This is a genomic window from Bartonella callosciuri (assembly GCF_014203215.1).
GTDB classification, from domain to species: Bacteria; Pseudomonadota; Alphaproteobacteria; order Rhizobiales; family Rhizobiaceae; genus Bartonella; species Bartonella callosciuri.
On record NZ_JACHIM010000002.1, the window covers coordinates 308,092 to 331,320 of the forward strand.

The 23,229-nt window shown below is 39.0% G+C and carries 22 protein-coding genes; 15 read left to right on the top strand and 7 right to left on the bottom strand.

Annotated elements, in window-relative coordinates; translation table 11 throughout:
• Positions 1–18 precede the first annotated feature (18 nt).
• The 3 genes from HNQ69_RS03200 to HNQ69_RS03210 all read right to left on the bottom strand — a co-directional run bounded on the left by HNQ69_RS03200 (position 19) and on the right by HNQ69_RS03210 (position 4,411).
• Entirely contained in the window at positions 19–906 is an 888-nt protein-coding gene (locus tag HNQ69_RS03200; protein WP_183228634.1) for a heme/hemin ABC transporter substrate-binding protein, read from the bottom strand.
• A gap of 16 nt (positions 907–922) precedes the next feature.
• Positions 923–1,966 carry a hemin-degrading factor gene (locus HNQ69_RS03205; RefSeq protein WP_183228635.1) on the bottom strand — a complete coding sequence of 348 codons (1,044 nt, stop codon included), beginning with the start codon at positions 1,964–1,966 and terminating at the stop codon, positions 923–925.
• 267 nt (positions 1,967–2,233) lie between these two features.
• Positions 2,234–4,411: a TonB-dependent hemoglobin/transferrin/lactoferrin family receptor gene (locus tag HNQ69_RS03210; RefSeq protein WP_183228636.1), complete on the bottom strand. Its 2,178-nt coding sequence runs from the start codon at positions 4,409–4,411 to the stop codon at positions 2,234–2,236.
• A gap of 245 nt (positions 4,412–4,656) precedes the next feature.
• On the opposite strand from HNQ69_RS03210, the gene HNQ69_RS03215 reads away from it, so the two are divergent.
• Entirely contained in the window at positions 4,657–5,433 is a 777-nt protein-coding gene (locus HNQ69_RS03215) for an energy transducer TonB family protein (RefSeq protein WP_183228637.1), read from the top strand.
• 113 nt (positions 5,434–5,546) lie between these two features.
• Here the strand turns inward: HNQ69_RS03215 and HNQ69_RS03220 are convergent, their stop codons facing one another.
• Positions 5,547–7,655 (bottom strand): lytic transglycosylase domain-containing protein, encoded by a 2,109-nt coding sequence (locus HNQ69_RS03220; protein ID WP_183228638.1) that lies wholly within the window; start codon positions 7,653–7,655, stop codon positions 5,547–5,549.
• A 247-nt stretch (positions 7,656–7,902) separates the two neighbouring features.
• Between HNQ69_RS03220 and dapA the strand changes: the two genes are divergently transcribed.
• Together dapA and smpB are read left to right on the top strand one after the other, a co-directional pair.
• Positions 7,903–8,787 carry a 4-hydroxy-tetrahydrodipicolinate synthase gene (gene dapA, locus HNQ69_RS03225; protein WP_183228639.1) on the top strand — a complete coding sequence of 295 codons (885 nt, stop codon included), beginning with the start codon at positions 7,903–7,905 and terminating at the stop codon, positions 8,785–8,787.
• A 17-nt stretch (positions 8,788–8,804) separates the two neighbouring features.
• A complete protein-coding gene (gene smpB, locus HNQ69_RS03230; RefSeq protein ID WP_183228640.1) occupies positions 8,805–9,281 on the top strand; it encodes an SsrA-binding protein SmpB in 477 nt (158 codons plus the stop codon).
• A gap of 43 nt (positions 9,282–9,324) precedes the next feature.
• On the opposite strand, the gene HNQ69_RS03235 is transcribed toward smpB, so the two are convergent.
• Positions 9,325–9,993: a uracil-DNA glycosylase gene (locus HNQ69_RS03235; RefSeq protein ID WP_183228641.1), complete on the bottom strand. Its 669-nt coding sequence runs from the start codon at positions 9,991–9,993 to the stop codon at positions 9,325–9,327.
• A 589-nt stretch (positions 9,994–10,582) separates the two neighbouring features.
• On the opposite strand from HNQ69_RS03235, the gene rpoZ reads away from it, so the two are divergent.
• From rpoZ to panB, 11 genes are all read left to right on the top strand, one after another.
• Complete coding sequence (gene rpoZ / locus HNQ69_RS03240) at positions 10,583–10,981, top strand: DNA-directed RNA polymerase subunit omega (RefSeq protein ID WP_183228642.1); 399 nt, start codon at positions 10,583–10,585, stop codon at positions 10,979–10,981.
• 138 nt (positions 10,982–11,119) lie between these two features.
• Positions 11,120–13,348 (top strand): RelA/SpoT family protein, encoded by a 2,229-nt coding sequence (locus tag HNQ69_RS03245; RefSeq protein ID WP_183228643.1) that lies wholly within the window; start codon positions 11,120–11,122, stop codon positions 13,346–13,348.
• A 16-nt stretch (positions 13,349–13,364) separates the two neighbouring features.
• Positions 13,365–13,943, top strand: coding sequence for an orotate phosphoribosyltransferase (gene pyrE, locus HNQ69_RS03250; RefSeq protein ID WP_183228696.1), 579 nt, complete (start codon positions 13,365–13,367; stop codon positions 13,941–13,943).
• Positions 13,944–14,034: 91 nt separating this feature from the next.
• Entirely contained in the window at positions 14,035–14,637 is a 603-nt protein-coding gene (locus HNQ69_RS03255; protein ID WP_183228644.1) for a DUF2062 domain-containing protein, read from the top strand.
• The gene (acpS, locus tag HNQ69_RS03260; RefSeq protein WP_183228645.1) at positions 14,634–15,035 is read left to right on the top strand and encodes a holo-ACP synthase; all 402 of its coding nucleotides are present in this window, start codon (positions 14,634–14,636) and stop codon (positions 15,033–15,035) included. Before HNQ69_RS03255 ends, acpS begins: the two co-directional genes overlap by 4 nt.
• Positions 15,036–15,118: 83 nt before the next feature.
• Complete coding sequence (gene lepB / locus HNQ69_RS03265) at positions 15,119–15,931, top strand: signal peptidase I (protein WP_183228646.1); 813 nt, start codon at positions 15,119–15,121, stop codon at positions 15,929–15,931.
• On the top strand, positions 15,912–16,619 hold the full coding sequence (rnc, locus tag HNQ69_RS03270; RefSeq protein ID WP_183228647.1) for a ribonuclease III: 708 nt from the start codon (positions 15,912–15,914) through the stop codon (positions 16,617–16,619). The genes lepB and rnc overlap by 20 nt, the downstream gene beginning before the upstream one ends.
• The gene (era, locus tag HNQ69_RS03275) at positions 16,612–17,517 is read left to right on the top strand and encodes a GTPase Era (RefSeq protein ID WP_183228648.1); all 906 of its coding nucleotides are present in this window, start codon (positions 16,612–16,614) and stop codon (positions 17,515–17,517) included. Before rnc ends, era begins: the two co-directional genes overlap by 8 nt.
• Position 17,518: 1 nt before the next feature.
• A complete protein-coding gene (recO, locus tag HNQ69_RS03280; protein ID WP_183228649.1) occupies positions 17,519–18,265 on the top strand; it encodes a DNA repair protein RecO in 747 nt (248 codons plus the stop codon).
• Positions 18,266–18,293: 28 nt separating this feature from the next.
• The gene (gene panC / locus HNQ69_RS03285) at positions 18,294–19,139 is read left to right on the top strand and encodes a pantoate--beta-alanine ligase (protein ID WP_183228650.1); all 846 of its coding nucleotides are present in this window, start codon (positions 18,294–18,296) and stop codon (positions 19,137–19,139) included.
• A gap of 12 nt (positions 19,140–19,151) precedes the next feature.
• On the top strand, positions 19,152–19,967 hold the full coding sequence (panB, locus tag HNQ69_RS03290; protein ID WP_183228651.1) for a 3-methyl-2-oxobutanoate hydroxymethyltransferase: 816 nt from the start codon (positions 19,152–19,154) through the stop codon (positions 19,965–19,967).
• A 374-nt stretch (positions 19,968–20,341) separates the two neighbouring features.
• On the opposite strand, the gene HNQ69_RS03295 is transcribed toward panB, so the two are convergent.
• Both HNQ69_RS03295 and ygfZ read right to left on the bottom strand, forming a co-directional pair.
• A complete protein-coding gene (locus HNQ69_RS03295) occupies positions 20,342–20,962 on the bottom strand; it encodes a YfbR-like 5'-deoxynucleotidase (protein WP_183228652.1) in 621 nt (206 codons plus the stop codon).
• Between the two features lie 2 nt (positions 20,963–20,964).
• Positions 20,965–21,828 (bottom strand): CAF17-like 4Fe-4S cluster assembly/insertion protein YgfZ, encoded by an 864-nt coding sequence (gene ygfZ / locus HNQ69_RS03300; protein WP_183228653.1) that lies wholly within the window; start codon positions 21,826–21,828, stop codon positions 20,965–20,967.
• 64 nt (positions 21,829–21,892) lie between these two features.
• On the opposite strand from ygfZ, the gene HNQ69_RS03305 reads away from it, so the two are divergent.
• Complete coding sequence (locus HNQ69_RS03305; RefSeq protein WP_183228654.1) at positions 21,893–23,221, top strand: dihydroorotase; 1,329 nt, start codon at positions 21,893–21,895, stop codon at positions 23,219–23,221.
• The last annotated feature ends 8 nt before the right edge of the window (positions 23,222–23,229 follow it).

The window sequence follows — 23,229 nt, forward strand, 5'->3', positions numbered from 1 at the left end:
CTATAAACTCTTACCATTTTAGTTGGCACCATAAAGGATATTAATAAGTTCTCTCGATGCACTTGCTGTGCGTGGACCAAACCCTAAAAGATACATAGCATCCATCTGTTTAATGGCATGGTTTTTTGCTGCATTTGTTGCTTGAACTGCTGGTATAGCTAAAATCTTTTCAAGGTTAGAGGATCCCTTGCCATGTTTCACAAGCAAAATAACATCAGGGTTTGATTTTAATAAAGCTTCACCATTTAGAAGCTTGTATCCTTTATAATCGGTGATGACATTGATACCACCTGAAAGTTTTATCATACCATCGGCAGCTGTCCCTGTTCCAGATGCCATAATGCGTCCATTTTGCACGGATAAAACAAAAAGAACGCGCTTTGGTTTTGTCACTTTTGCCAAAAGCGTATCATTGTCTAAAAAATCACGACTCAACTTTTTAATTAATGCAGCTGCTTGTGCTTCACGATGAATGGCTTTACCAACGATGCGAATCTTTTCTATCACACTTTCACGAGAATAATTTTCTGGAACGATCACTATAGGGATCGAAGTTTTTTTAAGAATATCAATTGTTGAAGCCGGACCGCTTCCTTCGACGAGTAATATGCCTTCTGGAGCAAGTGATAAAACACCCTCAGGTGAAAGAGCACGCATATATCCAAGTACAGGAAGTTTGAGTGCTTCTTGCGGATAAACGCTGGTACTATCACGGGCGGCAAGTTGATCTTGGGCTCCTAATGCATAAACGATTTCTGTAAGAGAACCACCAATAGAGACAATCCGTGCATTTTCAGAAAAGTGCGTTGTAGGCTCAGCAATTATTGGTTGAGAAAAGATGGAAAGAGAAAGCAGAATAAAAACAAGAAAAGCCCTTGGTAGTCTACGCAAAAAAAGTGGAACCATATTCGACTTTACCTTTCTAAGCGACTTCTTCTTCTTGACACGGAGGAAGATTACTCAATAATAAGCACCAATCTTCACGTTCTTTCTGACCTTCCTTTCGCATACCGAAGAATTGAATAATCATTTCACCGTTTTTATCGAAAACTTCAAGTGAACTGATATAACCATCACAGGTAGGTTTGCGAACACACCATACGCTCTCAATACCGGAAATGAGTAAATGCAAGTCAAACTTGTGATCAAGAACATTAAGCCATGGCCCCATCTGCTTGATGTTTTTTACTTGCCCACTGAAAATTTGGATGCACCCTCTGTTACCAACAAAGCACATAATAGGTATTTCTTGCTGTGAAACTTGGCTAAGCATCATTTCAATAGCTTCTAACTTTAATTCATTAGCAAACTCACGACCAGCATATTTAACAGCATCGTGTCGACTAATTTTAAATTCAGAAATAATTTCATGAAGTTGATGCACATCAGTCATATTTCGCCAACGGTTCCGGAATTGCTCAACATCCAATTCTGTCGTATCATATTGGGTTGAAATAGGAGTAGGGAGGACGTCAAGAACAGGTGATTGATCTTTATGAAGCAACTTTTCAATAAGTTTCCTCCATTCCTCCATGTTTGTCGTATCTTGAGAATAGATTTTTAAAATGGCAACACCATATTGATCAAAGAATTGCAGACTTTTCGTCGGCTTGCCAAGAACAATTACATCATACTCAAAACCGAATTTCCATTGTTTTGGAAAAATACGCAGATCAATTTCACCAAGTGTTATAGGAACATGCTCGTTTTGAACAATTTTTTCAAAACATCCTGTTATTTCGTGAACAGCATATTCATTGCGTGTTAATGCCATAACTGTTCCAAGCTGAGGAGCACTCTCGAGGAGAGTGGCAACATCAGTTTGTAGTCTTTTTGCTTGTCCCATTATACAATAGGCAGCAACAAGTTCTGCTTCAGATATGCCAATAGAGACTGCAAAATCACGATTGCGCATCGCTTTTTTTTCTTTACGCAAACGAATAATCATGTCGGCTGTATATGACATAGAATTTCCTTATGTTACTTTAAAGATTTAGCTTTTAAAACTTTATAATTCCATGGCTATGGGTTGAACCATTCTCAATGAATGAATCAACCCATCACAAATAAGGTCCTATTATCAAAAGCAGAACAACCAAAAACCGCTAAATCAGGGATAGTTAAAGATTTTCTTTCAAATCTTTGTGCTTCAAAAAACAATGACAATAGAAACACAATAATTTATCCTTTTACCGAGACAATTTTCTATTGATCTTATGACTAATAGAAGTGACTAAAACTTTTGCACGAACGACACCTTAAAGTTACGACCAGGTTGGCTATAATAATCCTTTGGTGTTGTACTTTTACCGGAAGGAAGATCTAACGCATTCCAATATTTTTCATTGAAAAGATTATAAACACCAGCTCTTATAACAGGTCCCTTTTCACCCAGTGGTTTCCACCAACTGGATATATCAACAACCTTATATCCGGGAATTTTTTGGTAGTCAGATCCTTTAGCAACTTTGTCCCGTTTGGCTGACAAAGTAAGTACAACATCTGTTCCCCAAGCTTTTGTAGCATATCCTAATCCAATAATCGTTTTCAAAGCTGGAATTGAGTCAAGATATTCATTTTTATCAAGATCTTTTCCTTGTGAATAAGCAAGGGCAAGATTGCTATGGAACCCACTATAAACAGCCAAATGTATTTTCGCTTCAGCACCTAAAATACGTACGCGTGAACGATTTATGTAATGCCGCCGTGAAAACTTGAACTCTTCTGATGCACCTTTATCTTCGGTATCTATGAAATTCTTATATTGATTAGCAAAAGCACTGAGTGAACCACCAAAATTTGCATTCCCATACCGTATGCCAACATCATATCCATTACTTGTTTCTGATTTAAGATCAGGGTTTCCTTTCACATAATAAAGAGGAGGTTTGATGTAGGAAAGGTAGAGTTCCGAAGCACGTGGTGCACGAAAAGCTTGTGCCCATTGGGCATAGAGCGTTACTTGATCACGAACATCCCATTCCATTCGTAATTTAGGAGAAAAACGCGAACCATTCCTTTCGGGAGGGTGTTTGTCAGAAATGAGTGCTTTTTCATAGGAAGACGTTTTTTGAGGGATATGTTTATACCAATCATAACGAACTCCAGGTGTTACACGGAAACGATTATGAGCTAAACCAATCTCATCTTCAAAAACCAAACCAAAATTGTAGCTATTTGTATCCGGTGAATCTGATCGATTAGCAGGTAAAAAAGCGCACGCATCCGCATTTTCTTTCAAATGACAACTGTCTTTACCAAACATATAATGATGAAATTGAGATGATAAAATATTCGTAACAAACTTTAATGTATGACTTCCGGAGCCAACATTTACTGTTTTGAGAGCATGAGCATTTAAACCATAATTGGTATCACGTACAAGATTATCTCTTAAATAATCCCCTTCTGGAGCCTTAACACGAAATCCACTCATAGTATGATTATTTGACTGTTTTTGCCAATAAATCTGTCCATGAAATGCATCAAAAATTGTATCTCCATTGCCATTATAGTTATAAGAAAAAGACAAACGCTCACGGTGTTTATTGTCCTGATCATAAACAGAACCTGGAGCGTATCTTGTAGACGCATTCAATGAATGCGTGTTTTTGTTATAGCCAAAACGCTCTGCTGTAAAACCAAACCGGTGATTGTCATTAAAGTATTGATGAATTTTAAAAAGCAAATTATTTTGGTCAAAGTGAGCAGGGTTTTTACGTGTACGTTCTCCATAGCCGTCTACAGTTCCCATATTTTTGCGCTCATGACCTTCTACATAAGATCCCTGGAAAAGCAAGAATGTTTGGTAACCACGTACAGCAAAAGCTTGATCTACGCGCCAACTGTTATCAACAGACTGATAACCGCTTTTTATAAGGCTCCCCCAATTCTTTTCTTCTACAAGAATGTCCTCAGGATTAAGGGTGCGCAAAGCAACAACCCCTCCGAGTGCACCGGATCCATAAAGACTAGAATCCGATCCCTGAATAATATCGAACGTAGAAAGCGCTCCAAAGTCAAACGTTGTGTTTCCACTGTTTCCACGTATTATATCCGAAACCCATGGAAGAACAATACCATCCATCGTTGTAAGAACACGGTTTGCATCTAAACCACGAAGCACAAAACTGTTATTGCTTGTATTGTAGTTTATAGACGGGTCAAGACGACTAACGTCATGGGCATCACTTATTTGCTTTTCACTAATATCCTTAGCAGTTTTGCGATTGGTCAAAACGGTTACTGAACCTGAAGTATCCTCTATTTTTTTTCCTTTAATAACAATCGGTTTGAGCTCAGTTACAGTACCCCTGTTGCTGTTTTGAGCAAAAACAAAAGAAGGTATACAGACCGACAATGCACTTAAAATCACACAGGTTTTATGGATATTCTCTCGTCTTATTCGCATAACACATCATAACCTTTTCTTAAAAACATCCCCTCTCTTGCTTGAAACTTTACATACAAAAAACGCTTGACTTACCTATTACAAATAGCCAGCCAAGCAAACGTGATTTGACTTCAGCACAAAATCACACAGAAACCATATTAAACATGATAAAATCAGTCAAGAAAAAAGTTGTAATTTCAAACTAGCTTGTTTTAATGAAGTTTAACATCAATATTAAACCTATAATAGTGGCGGAAAAAACGATGAATTTTGCAAATACGAAGCGGTTATTAACTCTTTGGCTGAGTGCGTTTATTTGCGCTTTCTCTTTACATCTAGCAGTGGGAGCACAGTTTTATTTTTACAATACGGGTGTAAGGAATAGCACACTCTCATCTCCGATTATGCTGACTTTTGCGCAAGAAACTTTCTATCCGGATGTCAACACAGATTTATCGGATATTAATACAGATCTATCGAATATTAGCACAGAGCCAGAAGTTTTGCAGCCTCATCTTTCAGGGCAGGAGTCAAAGATATTGGAATCAGTGGATGAAATTCAACAGGAAGAGTCTCACCATCATATGGAACAAGATGATTTTGCGACTCTCAAGTCTTTGCAAAAATCTCTTTCTCAAAAAGAAGAGCGTAACATTCTGGCCGAAAAACCGATACCAAAGACAGTGGTAAAACAGTCCACTGTAAAGACGATACGTTCGTCTACCACCACTCAGGGTGGCAATGCAGTAGCACGTGAGAATGCGTTGTTAGTAGAATGGTTGGCAAAGGTACAGGCACAATTAGAAAGGCAAAAAGAATATGTTGTGGGACAGCGCATTAGTCGTGCAAAAGGAACAGTGAAGTTAGAATTTAGGGTACATGAGCAGGGACATATTTTTTCTAGTCGCGTCGTAGTTTCTGCTGGTGATCGCGAACTTGATCGGTTAGCTATGACGGCACTTCAACGTGTGGGCACTTTTCCTCCCCCACCCCCATCAAAAGTGAACAAAATCATCAGAGTATCCTTGATATTTAGCTAATTTTCACAGGGTTTTTGATGGATTTTTACATCTTATGTTTATAATTGCTACGGTGTTGTTATATGTGAAGAAAATAGCATGCATTTTTGATCAGGGGGGAGATTCTATTATTTTCATCGTCCGGAAAGAAGGTCAGTTTTTATGTCTGTTTTTCCAGTAAGTCTCGCTTTGTAAACCCCGTAATTTTCCATGACACGCATTACGTAATTGCGTGTTTCTGTATAGGGGATTCGTTCGATCCAGTCGATGACTTTATCTAGAGATTGCCCTCGAGGATCACCATAACGTTGTATCCATTCATGAACACGGCGAGGGCCTGCATTATAACCAATAAGAGCCAATATATAAGATCCATTAAAACGTTCCAACTGTTCGTTTAAAAAATGGGATCCTAAGAGAGCATTATAACTGGCATCACTGCTGAATTTTTTTTGTGACCATGTAATAAAATGCTTTTTTGCGAGTGCTTTTGCTGTTGTAGGAAGCAATTGGAGTATGCCTTGTGCGCCTGCTTTTGATATTGCTGTTGGATTAAATTCGCTTTCTTGGCGTGCAATTGCATAAATGAGTGCTTTTTTTGCTACGGGAATATTGGCGGAGGATGGTATAGCTCCGAGCGGGTAGGAAAGGGCACCAACATTTTTACCTTGAAAAACAGCAATTTTTCCGATTTTGAGGCTGGTATGATAGTCACCATTTTTTTCTGCCATCATAGCTAGAAGAGCTAATTCACCTGGGCTTTCTATTTTTTTTCCGAGTTCTCGATAAAAAAATCGAGCAAAATCAGCATAGCCAGCTGCTTCAAGGCGTTGAATTACTTTAATGACTTCTCGTGCACTAAATCGCTGTCGCTCAGCGGCTGTTGGTTTTGGAAGGAAGACTTTGAGTTCTTTTTTGTTAAGCCGTGAAGCTGCTAATTGACCATAATAAGTTGTACCAAAATGGGCTGCGCGATGAAAATAATTTTTGGCGTTTTTATGTTCACCTAAAACTTCTGCTGTTCGTCCCATCCAATAGTATCCACGGGATTCAGAAAAAGGTGCAGAAGATAATTGAGGGATACGTGAAAAATGTTTCATTGCCAATTGAGGATTATGAAGAAACCGTAGTGCATACCATCCTGCATGAAATTCAGCATCGACTGCCAGTGAAGACGTCATGCCAGTATGTGCTGCAACGAGTTGATAAGCAACTTTAGGTTTATTTAAATCAAGCATTTCACGAGAAAGGGCGCGTTGTTCTATCCACAATGTATGAGGATCCATAAGACGTAATGCTTCTCTTGGTGTTTTCATCAGGAGTACTGTGGCTGCACTATATTGTCCAGTTCGCCGAAGATGGCGAATTTGAGCAAATTGGAAGAGAGGATTCTTTTGCCATGATCGTTTCACAGCGCGTAACTTTTGTGCAGCTTTAGGATCATTTTTTTCGACTGCAATAAAAGCATTACAAAGAGATTGAGCATGGGCTAATTTTGCAACGCGTTCAGCTGAATCGAAGTGACGTGCATAAAGCATAGATTGCATGCGTTTCACATGATCAAAAGGTTTTAATGCAGCATTTGCACTTTTAAGAACAAGTTCCTCTTCTTTTGCATTGAGCTTTGCTTTATGCCACCATGGTGCAATGATTTGCTGAGCCCGGGCGGTTTGTCCAGTTGCAATAAGTGCTTTAGCGAAGAGAGCCATACCTTCCGCTGTGAGGGGGGGATGATGAGAAAATTTTTGGATGATTACGTGTGCGGAATTGGTTTCATTGATAAAAGCGTATTCAGCATTACGTTGCATAGTGTTTATGCCTGGCCACCCTTTTAGCTCTTTGATTGCATTAAATAGTTCATAACTTGGTATATTCGTTTGGCTAGATAGAGCGATTGCCCATGTCAAAATGTAACGATCAAGGCTCTTCTTTTCCATTAAATTACGAAGACTTATTGCTTTTGCAATATTGTTGTCTGAAAGTGCATCTAGTCCAGCTTTAAGTTGTTTGAATGTGGGATTAGCGTGGGGTATCGTATGAAATTTTCTAAGAGGTTTCTGAGCATCTTTTTTTATGGTAAAGGGGGTAGGGCGAACTAGAGGTATTGGTACTTTTCCATGCAAAAGTGGTGTTTGTGCACAAGATGCACTTGAAAATAAAATTGTTGTTGCCAGTAAAATTGTTGTTGCCAGTATAGGTGCAGTAGAAGTGGGGAAAAAAGGGGAAGTAGAAAATGCACGCATAGAGAAAAGGCCTTGAGATTGTATTTCCTAAAACACTCAAGAATTTTTAGAAAAGAAGCATGAAAAACGGGTTAATGGTGGATAATATTTTAAAGAAATATTCAGGATTGAAGGAAGTCCATGTTAAATTTTGAGAATGCTATTGTGAAATTCATCTTGCTTCAATGATCGAGCAAGATTATGCTCTATCATGCGTAATTTATAAAAGGTCATTGAAAAATAAAAAAAACATTACAGGGAGTTTATCATGCTCAAGGGAGCTGTGACTGCGCTTATTACACCGTTTGATAACAAGGGCGCTATCGATGAGAAGGCATTTTGCAATTTTGTTGAGTGGCAAATCGCACAAGGTGTTAACGGTGTAAGTCCTGTTGGAACAACGGGTGAATCAGCAACTTTAAGTCATGAAGAACATAAGAGGGTTATAGAATTGTGTGTTGAACAGGTTGCTAAGCGTGTTCCTGTTGTTGCTGGAGCAGGATCAAATAGCACAAGTGAAGCTGTAGAGCTTGCTCAACATGCGCAAAAGGCAGGTGCAGATGCAGTTTTGGTTGTCACTCCCTATTATAACAAACCTAATCAGTTTGGTTTATACACGCATTTTTCTTCCATTGCGAAAGCTATTTCTATACCTATTATAATTTATAATATTCCTGGTCGTTCTGTTATTGATATGGCTGTGGAAACGATGAGAGATCTTTGTCGGGATTTTAAAAATATCATTGGTGTTAAGGACGCAACGAAGAAAATTGAGCGTGTTAGTGAACAACGTGAAAAGTGTGGTAAGAATTTTGTACAGCTTTCCGGTGATGATTGTACAGCATTAGGTTTTAATGCACATGGAGGTGTAGGATGTATTTCGGTTTCATCCAATGTTGCTCCAAAACTTTGTGCACAGCTTCATGCTGCTTGTTTGCGTGGTGATTATAAAACAGCCCTAGAATTCAATGATCGTTTGATGCCTCTCAATCGTGCAGTCTTTATTGAGCCCAGTCCTGCGGGTATTAAATATGCTGCTGCAAAATTAGATCTTTGTGGTGATGGTGTTCGTTTACCGATTGTTCCACTAGCGGATACTACAAAGAAGATTATTGATGCGGCTCTGCGTCATGCGGGCCTTTTAAAAGAATAAAACGATCCAGTATAACCATGAACAAAAAAAAGAACGCGCCAGTACAAAAGATAATTGCTGATAATCGTAAAGCCCGTTTTAATTATGAAATTCTCGCTAATCTTGAGGCTGGAGTCGCACTTCAGGGAGCAGAAGTGAAGTCTTTGCGTTCCAACCGTGCAAATATTGCTGAAAGTTATGCGAGCTTTGAAAATGGGGAGTTATGGTTAGTAAACAGCTATATTCCTGAATATACACAAGCTAATCGTTTTAATCATGAACCACGTCGTTTGCGTAAGTTATTAATTTCAAAACGTGAAATGGCACGTTTTTTTAATGCGACTTCTCGTGAAGGAATGACTATTGTTCCTCTCAAACTTTATTTTAATGAAAGAGGACGCGCTAAGTTGGAAATTGCTCTGGCACGTGGGAAAAAGCTTCATGATAAGCGTGAAACAGAAAAAAAACGTGATTGGGGGCGTGAAAAAGCAAGGCTTTTAAAAAGGTATGGATAACAGTATCGGTTATTATATTTTTTATAGTACTGCTAAAGAAGTTCTAGCATTGATCAAGATATGTTTTTGCCGCTTCGAAAATCTGATGGAACATGGCGTCCGTTAAGCGGCCGGTATTGGTATTATAGCGTGAACAGTGGTAGCTTGAAAAAATGCGTAATCTGCCAATGTTGTTTATTTTTCCATGTCCGAAAGGGTGGGTTAAAATTTTTGCATTGAGGGCACGTAGTGTTGAATGATGCGCAATAGTGCCGAGGGTGATAACAGCTTTAAGTTTGGGCAAATTTGTTAAAAGAGGCGCAAAAAAGTATCGGCAAGTGTTAATTTCTGTACCAGTGGGTTTATTTTCTGGCGGAACACAACGAACTGAGTTAACAATTGCTGCATCAATTAATTCAAGATTGTCATTCGCTCTTTCTTCAAAGGTGCCTTGGGCAAAACCAAACTTTTTTAAAGTAGAATAAAGCAAGTGTCCTGCATAGTCACCAGTAAAGGGGCGTCCAGTTCGATTTGCTCCCCGTAATCCAGGAGCAAGACCCACAATGAGAAGGCGTGTTGTGGCTGCACCTTTATAGGGAAAGAATGGACGCACTGGTGCGTTATGCCAGCTTGGTTCTTTCATACGCCAGTCGGAGATGAATTTGTGTAAGCGTGGACATAAATTGCAATTTTGTGGTGGTTCTGGGCAAAGCGATGTTAATTGGCTATTCATGGGTGGAGACTCATTATTTTTATAAAAAATTCTTTTGAGTTATTTATGAGGTGTATGACGGATCCTATATTTGTAAATAACGATGATAAATACAAATGAGTTATTTCATTAACATAATTTAACATAAAATTACTGCCAACTCTTTTTCAAAAAGTGACAATCGTTTAGTGATTTATTCGATGAATTAGGATAAGAATGAATACAAGGTTTAATGGGATAAAACTTTTTATTTTTAATGAATACATTATAGAGAGTATGTATGGGGTTATCATTATTGCAAAAGATTTAATAAGTTTTAATGATTGATATGACTTAAAAAGGCAAATTCTCCAAAATTCAGGGATGATTGTGAACAGAAGAGTATACTTTTCTGTTTGATCCAGTACTCTTAAATCCTTTTTTAGACAGTTACTGATAACTAATGTGAATCGACTAGACACTTTTTATAAGCTTCTAAGAAGTTTTTAAAAATGAGTTCTTTGAGCAAAAAACTATTCAAGTCTGTATTGTTTTTCTTGTGTTTTATTTTGTTTCTTGTATATAATCATCTTACATACAAAGTTTTTTAATCTTTAAGAAAGAGGCATAAATGGCCCGCGTAACGGTAGAGGATTGTATTGATAAAGTCGATAACCGCTTTGAGTTGGTGCTTTTAGCTGGGCATCGGGCTCGGCAGATTTCACAGGGTGCGCAAATCACGGTTGATCGTGATAATGATAAAAATCCAGTTGTTGCTTTGCGTGAAATAGCAGAAGAAACGTTGTCCCCTGCCGATTTGAAAGAGGATCTTATTCATTCGTTACAAAAGCATGTAGAAGTGGATGAGCCAGAAGTAGCAAGTGAATTTATTACGCATTCAGGTGAATCTGAAAATGTTTTTGCTACATCTTCGGAAGAAGAAGGTGCTTCATTCGATCATATGTCGGAAGAAGAGCTTTTAGCCGGTATTGAAGGATTGGTTGTTCCTGATAAGAATGACGATTATTAATCGCTGCGGTTTATATTACGGGAGCGAATATACGTTGTCATGTGGAAGCGGTTATTTTTCTTGTCTTTTATTTTCTATTGATGAAGTATTCATGTTCAATAAGGGTTAGATTTTTGAAAAGATAAAGGGTATGCTTGTATGATGCGTCAGTGTGAGCTTGTTGGGCGTGTTCAACGTTACAAGTCTGACGTGGATGAGGCTCTATTAAAGAGAGCCTATGATTATGCGATGCGAAAACATGCTCATCAAAAGCGTGCGTCGGGTGATCTTTATTTTTCTCATCCTTTAGAAGTCGCTGCTATTTTGACAGATATGCGGTTGGATGAAGCGACAATTGCTGTTGCTCTCCTCCATGATACGATTGAGGATACGAGCGCTACACGAGCAGAAATTGATCAACTTTTTGGATCTGAAATTGGTAAGTTAGTTGAAGGGCTTACAAAACTTAATAAGCTTGATCTTGTGTCTAAGAAGGCCGTACAGGCAGAGAATCTTCGTAAGCTTCTTATCGCTATTTCTGATGATGTTCGTGTCCTCTTAGTTAAACTTGCTGATCGTCTTCATAACATGCGCACCCTTGGTGTTATGCGTGATGATAAGCGTCGGCGAATTGCTGAGGAAACAATGGATATTTATGCGCCACTTGCAGGTCGTATGGGTATGCAGGATATGCGTGAGGAATTAGAGGATCTTTCTTTCTCTTATTTAAATCCAGAAGGTTATCGTACGATAACCAATCGGCTTTCTGAATTATCAAAACGCAACCGTGATTTGCTTTTTAGAATTGAAAATGAACTGGCAAAACTTTTTTTCGAGCATGGCATAAAAGCGGATGTTAAAAGCCGTCAGAAAAAATCTTATTCCGTCTTTCGTAAAATGGAAAGTAAAGCATTATCTTTTGAACAATTATCCGATATTTTTGGGTTCCGTGTTATTGTTGAAACAGTGAATGATTGTTACCGTGTTCTTGGTGTTATCCATACGACTTGGCCAATGGTACCTGGACGTTTTAAAGATTATATTTCTATACCAAAGCAGAATGGTTATCGTTCTATACATACGACGATTGTGGGACCTTCAAGACAACGCGTTGAATTGCAAATTAGAACTGCTGCTATGGATGAAATTGCTGAATATGGCGTTGCTGCGCATTCGATTTATAAAGATCACGGTTCCAATTATTCGCCTTCGAAATTATCAAAAGAAACTAATGCTTATGCATGGTTACGTCAAACGATTCAATCTTTGTCAGATGGAGATAATCCGGAAGAGTTTCTAGAACATACAAAGCTTGAGCTTTTTCAAGATCAAGTTTTTTGTTTTACCCCAAAAGGTCGATTGATTGCCTTTCCAAAAGGTGCAACTCCTATTGATTTTGCTTATGCAGTTCATACGGACATTGGTGATTCTTGTGTAGGTGCAAAAATCAATGGGCGTATCATGCCTTTAATGACCAAATTAAAAAATGGCGACGAAGTTGATATTATACGTTCACAAGCTCAAATTCCGCCAGCAGCGTGGGAATTTCTTGTTGTAACAGGCAAAGCGCGCTCAGCTATTCGTAAGGCAACACGTGCCGCAGTGCGTAAGCAATACTCCGGTTTGGGATATCGTATACTCGAGCGTTCATTTGAATATATGGGAAAGCAATTTTCAAAAGATGTCCTTAAGCAAGTTTTGCCACGTTTAGCGCGCAAAGATGTGGAAGATGTTTTAGCCGCTGTGGGGCGTGGTGAGTTACCTTCTGCTGATGTAATTAAAGCAGTGTATCCTGATTATCAAGATCACCGTGTGATACAAAAGTCGTCTTTTAAGCCGGGAGAAGAAGGGTGGTTTAACATTGAAAATGCGCAAGGGATGATTTTTAAAGTTCCAGAAAATGAAAAAGATGAAACTGTAGATAAGAAGCATCAATCCAAAGCGTTACCTATTAGAGGAACCCGTGGGGATATTCCTGTCCGATTTTCTCCTGAAGGAGCAGTGCCGGGAGATCGGATTGTTGGCATTATGCAACCGGGGGCGGGAATCGTTATTTATCCGATACAATCTTCGGCTTTAATGGCATATGATGATCAGCCAGAAAGATGGATTGACGTCCGCTGGGATATTGATGCTCAAATGAGTGAACGTTTTCCTGCTCGGATTAATATTTTAGCTGTTAATAGTCCTGGTTCATTGGCTGAAATTACACAAGTGATTTCTGCCAATGATGCCAATATCCAAAATTTATCTTTTATCCGTACAGCACCAGATTTCACAGAAATTATGATTGATCTGGAAGTTTGGGATTTAAAACATTTGAATCGTATTTTTTCTCAGTTAAAAGAGGCGGGTTCGATTAGTGCAGTAAAGCGAGTTCATGGATAAAAAGAGAGATTTTGCGATGAATACACAAGATGTGATTGATATTTTTAAACAAGCAGATGCTATTTTAGAAGGGCATTTTATTTTAACCTCAGGCCGTCATAGTGCTACTTATATGCAAAAGGCGAAAGTATTCATGCATGCTGATTTGACGGAGAAGTTATGTCGTGGGTTGGCTGAAAAAATCAAAAAATCTATCAATGGCAAAATTGATTATGTGGTTGGTCCCGCGATTGGTGGTCTTATTCCTTCCTACGAAACTTCACGTCATCTTGGTATTCCTTCTCTGTGGGTAGAGCGTGTAAATGGTGTATTTGAGTTACGTCGTTTTGAAATCAAGAAGGGTGCACGGGTTGTGATTGTTGAAGATATTGTGACAACAGGTCTTTCCATTCGTGAGACGGTTGAGGCTTTGATAACAGCAGGAGCAGATGTGGTGGCGAGTGCATGTATTCTTGATCGTTCTGGCGGTAAGGTTAATGTCGGAGTTCCATTGATTACACTTGCGCAATATGAGATAGCGTCTTATGCCAGTGATGCACTCCCTGCTGAACTCGCTACGCTTCCAGCAATTAAGCCGGGAAGTCGGAATATTTAGTTGTCTTTCTATTTTTTATACAAAAGCTTGGAGAAATTTATTTGAATCATACAGATTATTTTATTATCACAAGATGTATATTGAGAGTCCTATGCTTTTTCGCCGTCGAGAACCAGTAGCTTTTATAAAGCGTATTCGATTTTGGTTATGGCCACGTCGTTCATTTTCTCGCTCATTTCACTATATACGTAAACGTATTTTGCGTATATCAGCAACGCCACATAAAGTTGCGTTAGGGTTTGCTATCGGTATTTTTTTAGCTTGTTCGCCTCTCTTTGGGATGCATATTATTTTGGCAATATTTTTTTCTTGGCTTTTGCGTGCAAATTTTGCAGCATCAATCATTGGGACAATTTTTTCTAATCCACTTACATTTTTGCTGATTGTTATGGCCGATTATAAGGTAGGTTATTTCTGTTTATCGCTTTTTAGCAATACAAATGAGATTTCTCTTTCGCAAATTCGCGCTCTGTTTAATGGTTTAACACTGTCAAATGTATCTCTACTTTTTAAAGGTGCATGGGACTCGATCATGAGACCGATGATTTTAGGTGGTACCCTTTTGGGTTTTGTTTTTGGTGGTTTATCTTACATAGGTGTTTACAGAGCGATTGCGCGTTTTCAACAAAAGCGATACCAAAAGATTACACAAAAAAAGTGTGTGCGGCAAAGAAATTCAGGTGATACCTTATGATCATCGGTCTTGGAAATGATCTGATTGATATAAGACGCATTGAGAGAATGTTGATTCGTTATGGTGACCGTTTTGTTCAGCGTATTTTTACCGACGTTGAGCAGATAAAATCTGAAAACCTTCAAAAAAGATCTTCTTCTTATGCTAAAAGATTTGCTGCCAAAGAAGCATGTGCTAAAGCTTTGGGCACAGGAATCGCTTGTGGGGTAGGTTGGAAAGACATGGGAGTGGTCAATTTGCCATCCGGCAAACCAATCATGAAACTAACAGATCGTGCGCAAATACAATTACAAAAGTTATTACCTCCTCGTTATGAAGCTGTTATTCATCTTAGCATAACGGATGATTTTCCCTGGGCGCAGGCATTTGTTATTATCGAAGCGCTTTCACGTGGATAAATATTATGGAAAATTGTGCTTTTGTTTTTTAAACATTATGGTAAAAAAATGAATTATATTCTGTGATGGGAAGGTGTTCTGTAATGATCCAGAAAGAGACAATGCGTAAAAAGGAAGAAAAGGGCGGAATTCTTGAATTCATTTGGGTTTTGATACAGGCTCTGTTTTTAGCAGCGCTTATTCGTACACTTTTTTTTCAGCCTTTCAGTATTCCTTCCGGTTCAATGCGTCCTACTTTGCTTGTAGGGGATTATCTGTTTGTTTCTAAGTATGCATATGGATATTCTCGTTTTTCCATCCCCTTTTCTCCTCCTATTTTTTCGGGACGTATTTGGGCATCTCAGCCTCAGCGTGGAGATGTTGTGGTTTTTCGTTTACCGAGCAATCCAAATATTGATTATATAAAACGTGTTGTTGGGCTACCCGGTGATCGTATACAAGTTCGTCAAAGTGTTCTTTACATTAATGACAAAGCGGTTTCACGTTATTTTATCGGGAGGGTTGATAATTTTGATATAACAGAGGTCAATTACCCCGTTGATGTTTATCGCGAGACAATGCCCAATGGTGTTAGTTACGATACACTTAATTTAGCTTTTATTCCACAAGTTGATGACACGAAAGTCTTTGAAGTTCCACAAGGGCATTATTTTATGATGGGTGATAATCGCGATAATTCAGACGATAGTCGTTTGGATGTAGGCTATGTGCCAGAGGAAAATCTTATTGGTCGAGCAAGTATGATTTTTTTCTCTATCAGCAATGGTTCAAGCGCTTGGCAAATTTGGCGCTGGCCCTTTGATGTGCGTTGGAGTCGTTTGTTTTCTTTTATCAATACTGTTCATGATTTGCCGCTTATTAAGCAAGGAATCAGTGATGAAGTGTCCAGTGATTGATCAGCTTGAAAAGCTGACGGGGCATCGCTTTAAAGATGAACAGATATTAAAAAGAGCATTGACACATTCCAGTGTACAGGATTCAGAACAAGGGAATTATGAACGACTGGAGTTTCTCGGTGATCGGGTTCTAGGGCTTGTGATTGCAGAAATGCTGTATCAATTTTTTCCGCAGGCAAGTGAGGGTGAATTATCGGTACGTCTAAATGGTTTGGTAAATGCGCAGACATGTGCCGATATTGCGCGAGAAATGGGGTTGCCTGATATGATCCATGTTGGTTTTGAGATGAAAAATTTTGAGGGGCGTCGACTCATCAATATGCATGCTGATGTGGTGGAAGCTTTGATTGCTGTCATTTATCTTGATGGAGGGTTGGAGAGTGTTCGGCCTTTTATTCAAAGATATTGGCAAAGTCGGGCAAAACAAATGGATGCTGGTCGGCGTGATGCCAAGACAGAGTTACAGGAATGGGCGCATATAAAGGGCAATGTACAGCCACATTATCGGGTTATAAAGCGTTCTGGTCCAGATCACGATCCTGTTTTTATGGTAGAGGTGAGCATTTCTGGTTTTGCTCCCGAGATTGGACAGGGCAGTTCTAAGAGATATGCTGAAAGAATGGCAGCTGAGAAAATTTTACGACGAGAGGGTATATGGAAAACAATGGGAAAAAGTGATCATGGATGACGTGATTAAAACGCGTTCTGGTTTTGTCGTACTTATTGGAATGCCTAATGCTGGCAAGTCAACATTAGTTAATCAGTTAGTTGGAACAAAGGTTTCAATTGTAACCCATAAGGTACAAACAACACGAAGTTTGATTCGTGGCATTATTATTCATGATAATGCACAAATTGTGTTAATTGATACACCCGGTGTTTTTCATCCTCATAAGCGGTTAGAACGGGCGATGGTATCTGCTGCTTGGGGGAGTGTTAAGAGTGCTGATGTTCTTTTAGTTTTGATTGATGTTCAAAATGGTCTTTCGGATGACGTTTATGCGATGTTGGATATTGTAAAAAATATTAAACAGGATAAAATTCTCGTCCTTAATAAAATTGATACAGTTGCTAAAGAATCCCTTTTAGGATTGACCGCAAAAATTAATGGGCGTGTCAAGTTTTTGCAGACATTTATGATTTCTGCTTTAAACGGTTCTGGTTGTAAGGATTTGCTCCATGCGCTGAGCAGAATGATGCAGGAGGGACCATGGTATTATCCAGAGGATCAAATTTCGGATATGCCAATGCGTCATCTTGCAGCTGAAATTACGCGTGAAAAGCTTTTTCTTCGTCTTCACGATGAACTCCCTTATTCTTCAACAGTTGAAACAGAAAACTGGGAAGAGCGTTCAGATGGTTCAGTTAAAATTAATCAAGTTATTTACGTAGAGCGTGATAGCCAAAAAAAAATTGTTTTAGGAACAAAAGGCGAGACAATTAAAACGATTGGTCAGGCAGCACGGAAGGAATTAATGGAAATCATGGATCAGAAGGTTCATCTTTTTCTCTTTGTGAAAGTACGTGATAATTGGGATGCCGATCCAGAACGTTACCGCGAGATGGGATTAGAGCTTTTTAAATAAAATGAAATGGAAAGAGCAAGCCATTATACTTGGTACACGTCAATATGGCGAAACAAGTGTTATTCTTGAAGTTATGACGCGTCAGCATGGCCGTTATATGGGAATGATAAAAGGAGGACGTTCGCGTCGTATGGCAGCTCTTCTACAGCTTGGCAATTTTGTAGAGGCTGAATGGTGGGCGCGTTTAGATGAACATTTGGGGATTTTTCGGCTTGAAGCGCTTGATTTACATGCAGCACGATTAATCCTTTTACCAGAAGCACTGTATGCTGTGCAATTGATGGCTTTTCATTTACGCCTTCTTCCCGAGCGTGATCCGCATCCCATTTTATATGATATGCTACATCTTTTTATGCAGAATTTTGATGAGCCGTTTGTAGTTGCAGAATTGCTTGTACGTTTTGAAATGCGGCTTCTTGAAGAACTTGGCTTTGGCCTTGATTTGTCTCATTGTGCTGCAACAGGCAATCGAGAAAGACTTTGTTACGTTTCACCTAAATCCGGACGTGCTGTATGTGAGGAAGCGGGGCGTCCTTGGAAAGAAAAGCTTTTAACTTTACCCCAGTTTCTTGTGCAAAAAACGGCCCGTCCTGTAGATTTTAGTGACATAAGAAATGGTTTTATCTTAACACGCTTTTTCTTAATGCGTCATGTCTGGGAACCACGAGATATAAAACAGCCATCTGTGCGCATGAATTTGATACAATTATTTGAAAGGCGATTTCGTACGCAAGCATTAACTTGTTAATTTAATAAAAAATGAAGAAAGTGTGAAAATGCGAATCTTAAAAACAATTGCTGAAGTACGTCAATATATCGCAGAAGAACGACGTTTAGGATTTTCGATTGGTTTTGTTCCTACTATGGGAGCATTACATGATGGTCATCTCGCATTAGTACAGCAAGCAAGAGCAATGTGTGACCGAATATTGGTTTCTATTTTTGTCAATCCAAAGCAATTTGGTCCTTATGAAGATTTTGATAAATATCCAAGAGATTTGATGGGTGATTGTGCTTTGCTGAAGAAAGAAGGTGTTGAATATGTTTTTGCTCCTTCTGTCGAAGAAATGTGGCCACCGGGAAATGAGACCATTGTAAAGGTGGAAAAATTATCACGTATTTTGATGGGGAGGTTACGTCCAGGGCATTTTTGTGGGGTGACCAGCGTTGTTGCTAAGTTTTTTAACATTGTTCAGCCAGATAAGGCTTTTTTTGGTGAAAAGGATTTTCAACAAATTTTGATTATTCGACGTATGGTTGAAGATTTGGCGTTTCCTATTAAAATTATTGGAGTCCCTATTTTACGCGAAGCAGATGGTGTAGCGCGTTCTTCACGTAATCAACTTTTAACATTAGAAGATCGCAAAGCTGCAAAAATTATTCCTAAAAGTGGTAAAGCTGCTGAAGAGCTTTACCGTCAAGGTGAACGATCGGTTGGTAAATTATGCAAAATTGTTCGCAATATTTTACGACAAGAATCGCGTGCGGTTATTGAATCAGTAGATTTACGAGATATGGAAACTTTATCTGTGATTAAGGGAATTTTAGATAAACCTGCAGTTTTATTATTAACTGTTCGTTTTGGTGAGGTCAGACTTATTGATCAATATATATTGCAATAGAAGGGCTTAAAAATGAGTGTACATAAAACCATGAAGCGCATAACGGCTGCTGAAATACGGTCAAGAAAAGGGCAACAACCGATTGTTTCTTTAACAGCTTATCAGGCTTATACTGCACGGATTGCTGATCCATATTGCGATTTACTTTTGGTTGGTGATAGCGTTGGTATGGTAGTATATGGGTTTGAGACAACACTCCCTGTCCATTTAGAGATGATGATTTTACATGGGCAAGCGGTTGTGCGTGGATCTCAACGAGCCCTTGTCGTTGTTGATCTGCCTTTTGGTTCTTATGAAGAAAGTCCAGAACAGGCTTTTTCTAATGCGTCACGTGTTCTTGCAGAAACAGGATGTGGTGCAGTTAAGCTTGAAGGTGGTGCTTATATGGCAGAAACAATTGATTTTTTGTGTAAACGCGGCATTCCAGTTATGGCGCATATTGGCCTTACTCCACAGGCGGTGAATCGCTTTGGTGGTTTTAAGACGCAAGGACGTAGCGAGAGTGATTGGCAAAGGATTGAAGCTGATGGGGCGGCGATTGAAGAGGCTGGTGCTTTTGCTGTTGTTGTAGAAGGGGTTTTTGAACCCTTAGCGGTGAAGCTTACAGAAAAACTTTCTATTCCAACTATTGGTATTGGCGCGTCCAATCGGTGTGATGGACAAATATTGGTTATGGAAGATATGTTAGGTTATGGCACTTCTGTACCAAAATTTGTGCGTCGTTATGGTGTTCTTGAGCAAGCAATGGAGACCGCGATTAGGAATTATGCAGAAGATGTCACTTCTCGTGCTTTTCCAGCGGATAAGGAAGTTTATAAATTGAAATAAAATTCAGTTTAATATGAAAAGTATGACAAGAGATCATTTGTACTGAGCTTTGATAATCAATGCTTACGCGTTCATATATTTCTTGTTTGTGTTCGATTTGAGCTATGTTTTTATAGATCATTGATTCATGAATACACAAGTTTTTAAAGTTCTTATCAATAGTATATTACCAAAAGCTTGAACTTGATGATATGGGCCAAATTATTATAAAGGCGGAAATTGTAGAGTATCAAATATTGATAGGATAGTGGATGGAAGAGAGAGATTTATTCTTTTTATGATTGTTTTCAAAAAAGTTTTAAGAGAAGAAAACGATAACTTAGGATCTTTATTTTTTAACTCACAGAATAAAGGATGAATGTTGTGAAGGAAGATTAGTATGATCTCTGAGTATCAAGGTTACTAAAGCGGGTTAAAAAAGCGTTTTCAATTTGTTGTGTAGAGTGGGGTTTCAAATTGAGATCATCGATTAAAATATTATTGGGAGAACCAAAATAGCGAAGGGCTTCTTCTGTATTAAATCCGGCAAGTGTGGTGGCTTCATAGAATGCAGCAATACGGTCGGCTTGTTTGATTTTTTTTAACAGCTTTTGAGAAGGATCAACGGGAAGAGAAAAGCGTATGTGGATAGCATCTTGTATACGTTTTTCGATCGTCTCGTATTGTCTTCCTATGACAGCTTTAAAAGGTGAAATTATATCACCGATGACATATTCTGGTGCATCATGAAGAAGGGCACACAAGCAGTCATTGCTACACGACTGAGGACAAAGCTTTTGAAATATTTGTTCTACCAAAAGTGAATGTTGTGCAACAGAATAGGCATGTTCTCCTTGTGTTTGGCCGTTCCAGCGCGCAACACGGGCGAGTCCATGGGCAATATCTTCAATTTCGATATCAAAAGGAGAAGGGTTGAGTAAATCAAGTCGCCTACCAGAAAGCATTCTTTGCCAAGCGCGTGCTTCCCCATTTTGTGACAATTCAGCTTTAGCCATTATTAAGTTTCTACAGTGCTTTCAGAGAAGGTAAAGTTCATATTTTCAGCAATGCTTATGGTGACGGGCATATTTTTTACTGTAAATGGAATATTGTTATCCATCGCATCTTTGACATGATCAATACGCATTAAAGCCAAGGCTTTATTTGCAGCACATGTTCTCAAGTAACCAAGAATTTTTTTTTCTGCTTCAATGCTGGAACCTGGGGTTAATTCGTGCTGGCCTTTTACAACCAGGATGCGGCGACGCGCGGTGCGACGGTGATACATTCGTGAAACAATTTCTTGTCCGATATAGCACCCTTTATTGAATGCGAGCCCATTGATTTGATCGTAATTAATATCATGGGGAAAGACCTTCCCTATTTCATAGTCTTGGTTGCTTTCTGCAATTCCATAACGAATACGCAATTGATTCCAATTGTCATGATATTCTGGAGCAGAAAAGGGTATTTTTCCATAGATTCGTATGATTTTTTCTTTTTGTGGAAATCGTTTATCAATAAAACTTGAATCAAAATTGGAAGTATTTGATTCATTATCCCAAGAAACTGTAATAAGATATTGTAATGGTTGTGTAATTTCTATTTTTTTATGTAACTTATAAAGAAGCAAGCGCTTGTAGAGGGTATCCGCTAAAGAATCAGAGATATCAATTAGATAACCGTCATCTATTTTACCGATAAGAAAATCAGCAATAATTTTCCCTTGCGGGGATAAAAGAGCTCCAGGAAAAATTTCTTGTGAGCCGATTTTTGTAACATCTGTCGTGATAAGAACCTGCAGAAAATGTGTTGCTTCTTCTCCAGTAACTTTAATAATTCTACGGTTTTTAAAGAGAATGGCATTGTGTTTTTCAATCATGGTTCTTGCCTTTCTACCCAAAGTTACATAATCGATAAAGACATGGTATGTAAGGAGCACGGCTATGTTTAAAACATTTGATACAATTTTTAAAGGCGCAACAGTTGTGAATCATGATGGAAGTAGTAAGCGTGATATTGGTGTTACAAATGGCCGTATTGCTGAAATTGGTAATCTTTCGCGTGCATCTGCTGGTGAGGTCATTGATTGTACAGGGCTCCATATTTTGCCCGGAATTATCGATAGTCAAGTTCATTTTCGTGAGCCGGGCAATGAACATAAGGAGGATTTAGAAAGTGGCTCCTATTCTGCGGTGTTAGGGGGAGTTACAGTAGTGTTTGAAATGCCTAATACCAACCCATTAACTACATCAGAAGAAGCATTGTCTGATAAGGTGAAACGTGGATTTCATCGGATGCATTGTGATTTTGCATTTTGGGTTGGAGGAACGCGTGAAAATGCCCATGAGTTGGCTGAGTTGGAACGGCTTCCTGGTGCTGCTGGAATTAAAGTATTCATGGGATCTTCTACTGGCGATCTTTTGGTGGATGATGATGAAAGTGTGCGTCTTATTTTGAAAAATACACGCCGTCGTGCGGCTTTTCATTCTGAAGATGAGGAAAGGCTTAGAGAGCGTAAAGTATTACGTATTGAAGGAGATGTATCATCGCATCCAGTTTGGCGTGATGAGGTTGCGGCATTAAAATGTACCCAGCGCTTGGTAAAAATTGCCCATGAAACGAAGTCACGCATCCATGTGTTGCATCTTTCTACTGCGGAAGAAATTCATTTTCTGAAAAAGCATAAGGATGTTGCAACACTTGAAGTTACGCATCATCATTTGACTTTAACTGCTGATGCTTATCAGCAGTTTGGTACATTAATTCAGATGAATCCACCGATCCGTGAGAGTCGGCATCGTGATTCTCTTTGGTACGGTGTTCAGCAGGGTATTATTGATGTTTTAGGTTCTGATCATGCTCCTCATACGCTTGAAGAAAAACGTCAAACTTATCCTGCTTCACCTTCGGGGATGACAGGAGTGCAAACAACAACAGCAGTTATGCTAACACATGTAAATGCAGGTAAGATATCTCTTGAACGTTTTGTTGATCTCACTTCGCATGGTCCTAGTCGTATTTTTGGTATAAGCTGTAAGGGACGCATTACTGTTGGGTATGATGCTGACTTGACCATCGTTGACCTTAAGCGAGAAGAAATTATTACAAATACATTGATTGGTTCACGCGCGGGCTGGACGCCTTATGACGGTAAAAAAGTTAAAGGTTGGCCCATTGGGACCATTATTCGCGGTATGCGGGTTATGTGGGAAGGTGAAATTGTCACACCTTCGCAGGGTGAACCTGTTAAATTTATAGAATCTTCGGCGTAATCAGATTA

What these genes read in the sequence shown, in the direction of transcription:
- HNQ69_RS03200 (WP_183228634.1), bottom strand. Translation starts at nt 906, where the DNA reads ATGGTTCCACTTTTTTTGCGTAGACTACCAAGGGCTTTTCTTGTTTTT.
- HNQ69_RS03205 (WP_183228635.1), bottom strand. Translation starts at nt 1,966, where the DNA reads ATGTCATATACAGCCGACATGATTATTCGTTTGCGTAAAGAAAAAAAA.
- HNQ69_RS03210 (WP_183228636.1), bottom strand. Translation starts at nt 4,411, where the DNA reads ATGCGAATAAGACGAGAGAATATCCATAAAACCTGTGTGATTTTAAGT.
- HNQ69_RS03215 (WP_183228637.1), top strand. Translation starts at nt 4,657, where the DNA reads ATGAATTTTGCAAATACGAAGCGGTTATTAACTCTTTGGCTGAGTGCG.
- HNQ69_RS03220 (WP_183228638.1), bottom strand. Translation starts at nt 7,655, where the DNA reads ATGCGTGCATTTTCTACTTCCCCTTTTTTCCCCACTTCTACTGCACCT.
- dapA (WP_183228639.1), top strand. Translation starts at nt 7,903, where the DNA reads ATGCTCAAGGGAGCTGTGACTGCGCTTATTACACCGTTTGATAACAAG.
- smpB (WP_183228640.1), top strand. Translation starts at nt 8,805, where the DNA reads ATGAACAAAAAAAAGAACGCGCCAGTACAAAAGATAATTGCTGATAAT.
- HNQ69_RS03235 (WP_183228641.1), bottom strand. Translation starts at nt 9,993, where the DNA reads ATGAATAGCCAATTAACATCGCTTTGCCCAGAACCACCACAAAATTGC.
- rpoZ (WP_183228642.1), top strand. Translation starts at nt 10,583, where the DNA reads ATGGCCCGCGTAACGGTAGAGGATTGTATTGATAAAGTCGATAACCGC.
- HNQ69_RS03245 (WP_183228643.1), top strand. Translation starts at nt 11,120, where the DNA reads ATGATGCGTCAGTGTGAGCTTGTTGGGCGTGTTCAACGTTACAAGTCT.
- pyrE (WP_183228696.1), top strand. Translation starts at nt 13,365, where the DNA reads ATGAATACACAAGATGTGATTGATATTTTTAAACAAGCAGATGCTATT.
- HNQ69_RS03255 (WP_183228644.1), top strand. Translation starts at nt 14,035, where the DNA reads ATGCTTTTTCGCCGTCGAGAACCAGTAGCTTTTATAAAGCGTATTCGA.
- acpS (WP_183228645.1), top strand. Translation starts at nt 14,634, where the DNA reads ATGATCATCGGTCTTGGAAATGATCTGATTGATATAAGACGCATTGAG.
- lepB (WP_183228646.1), top strand. Translation starts at nt 15,119, where the DNA reads ATGATCCAGAAAGAGACAATGCGTAAAAAGGAAGAAAAGGGCGGAATT.
- rnc (WP_183228647.1), top strand. Translation starts at nt 15,912, where the DNA reads ATGAAGTGTCCAGTGATTGATCAGCTTGAAAAGCTGACGGGGCATCGC.
- era (WP_183228648.1), top strand. Translation starts at nt 16,612, where the DNA reads ATGGATGACGTGATTAAAACGCGTTCTGGTTTTGTCGTACTTATTGGA.
- recO (WP_183228649.1), top strand. Translation starts at nt 17,519, where the DNA reads ATGAAATGGAAAGAGCAAGCCATTATACTTGGTACACGTCAATATGGC.
- panC (WP_183228650.1), top strand. Translation starts at nt 18,294, where the DNA reads ATGCGAATCTTAAAAACAATTGCTGAAGTACGTCAATATATCGCAGAA.
- panB (WP_183228651.1), top strand. Translation starts at nt 19,152, where the DNA reads ATGAGTGTACATAAAACCATGAAGCGCATAACGGCTGCTGAAATACGG.
- HNQ69_RS03295 (WP_183228652.1), bottom strand. Translation starts at nt 20,962, where the DNA reads ATGGCTAAAGCTGAATTGTCACAAAATGGGGAAGCACGCGCTTGGCAA.
- ygfZ (WP_183228653.1), bottom strand. Translation starts at nt 21,828, where the DNA reads ATGATTGAAAAACACAATGCCATTCTCTTTAAAAACCGTAGAATTATT.
- HNQ69_RS03305 (WP_183228654.1), top strand. Translation starts at nt 21,893, where the DNA reads ATGTTTAAAACATTTGATACAATTTTTAAAGGCGCAACAGTTGTGAAT.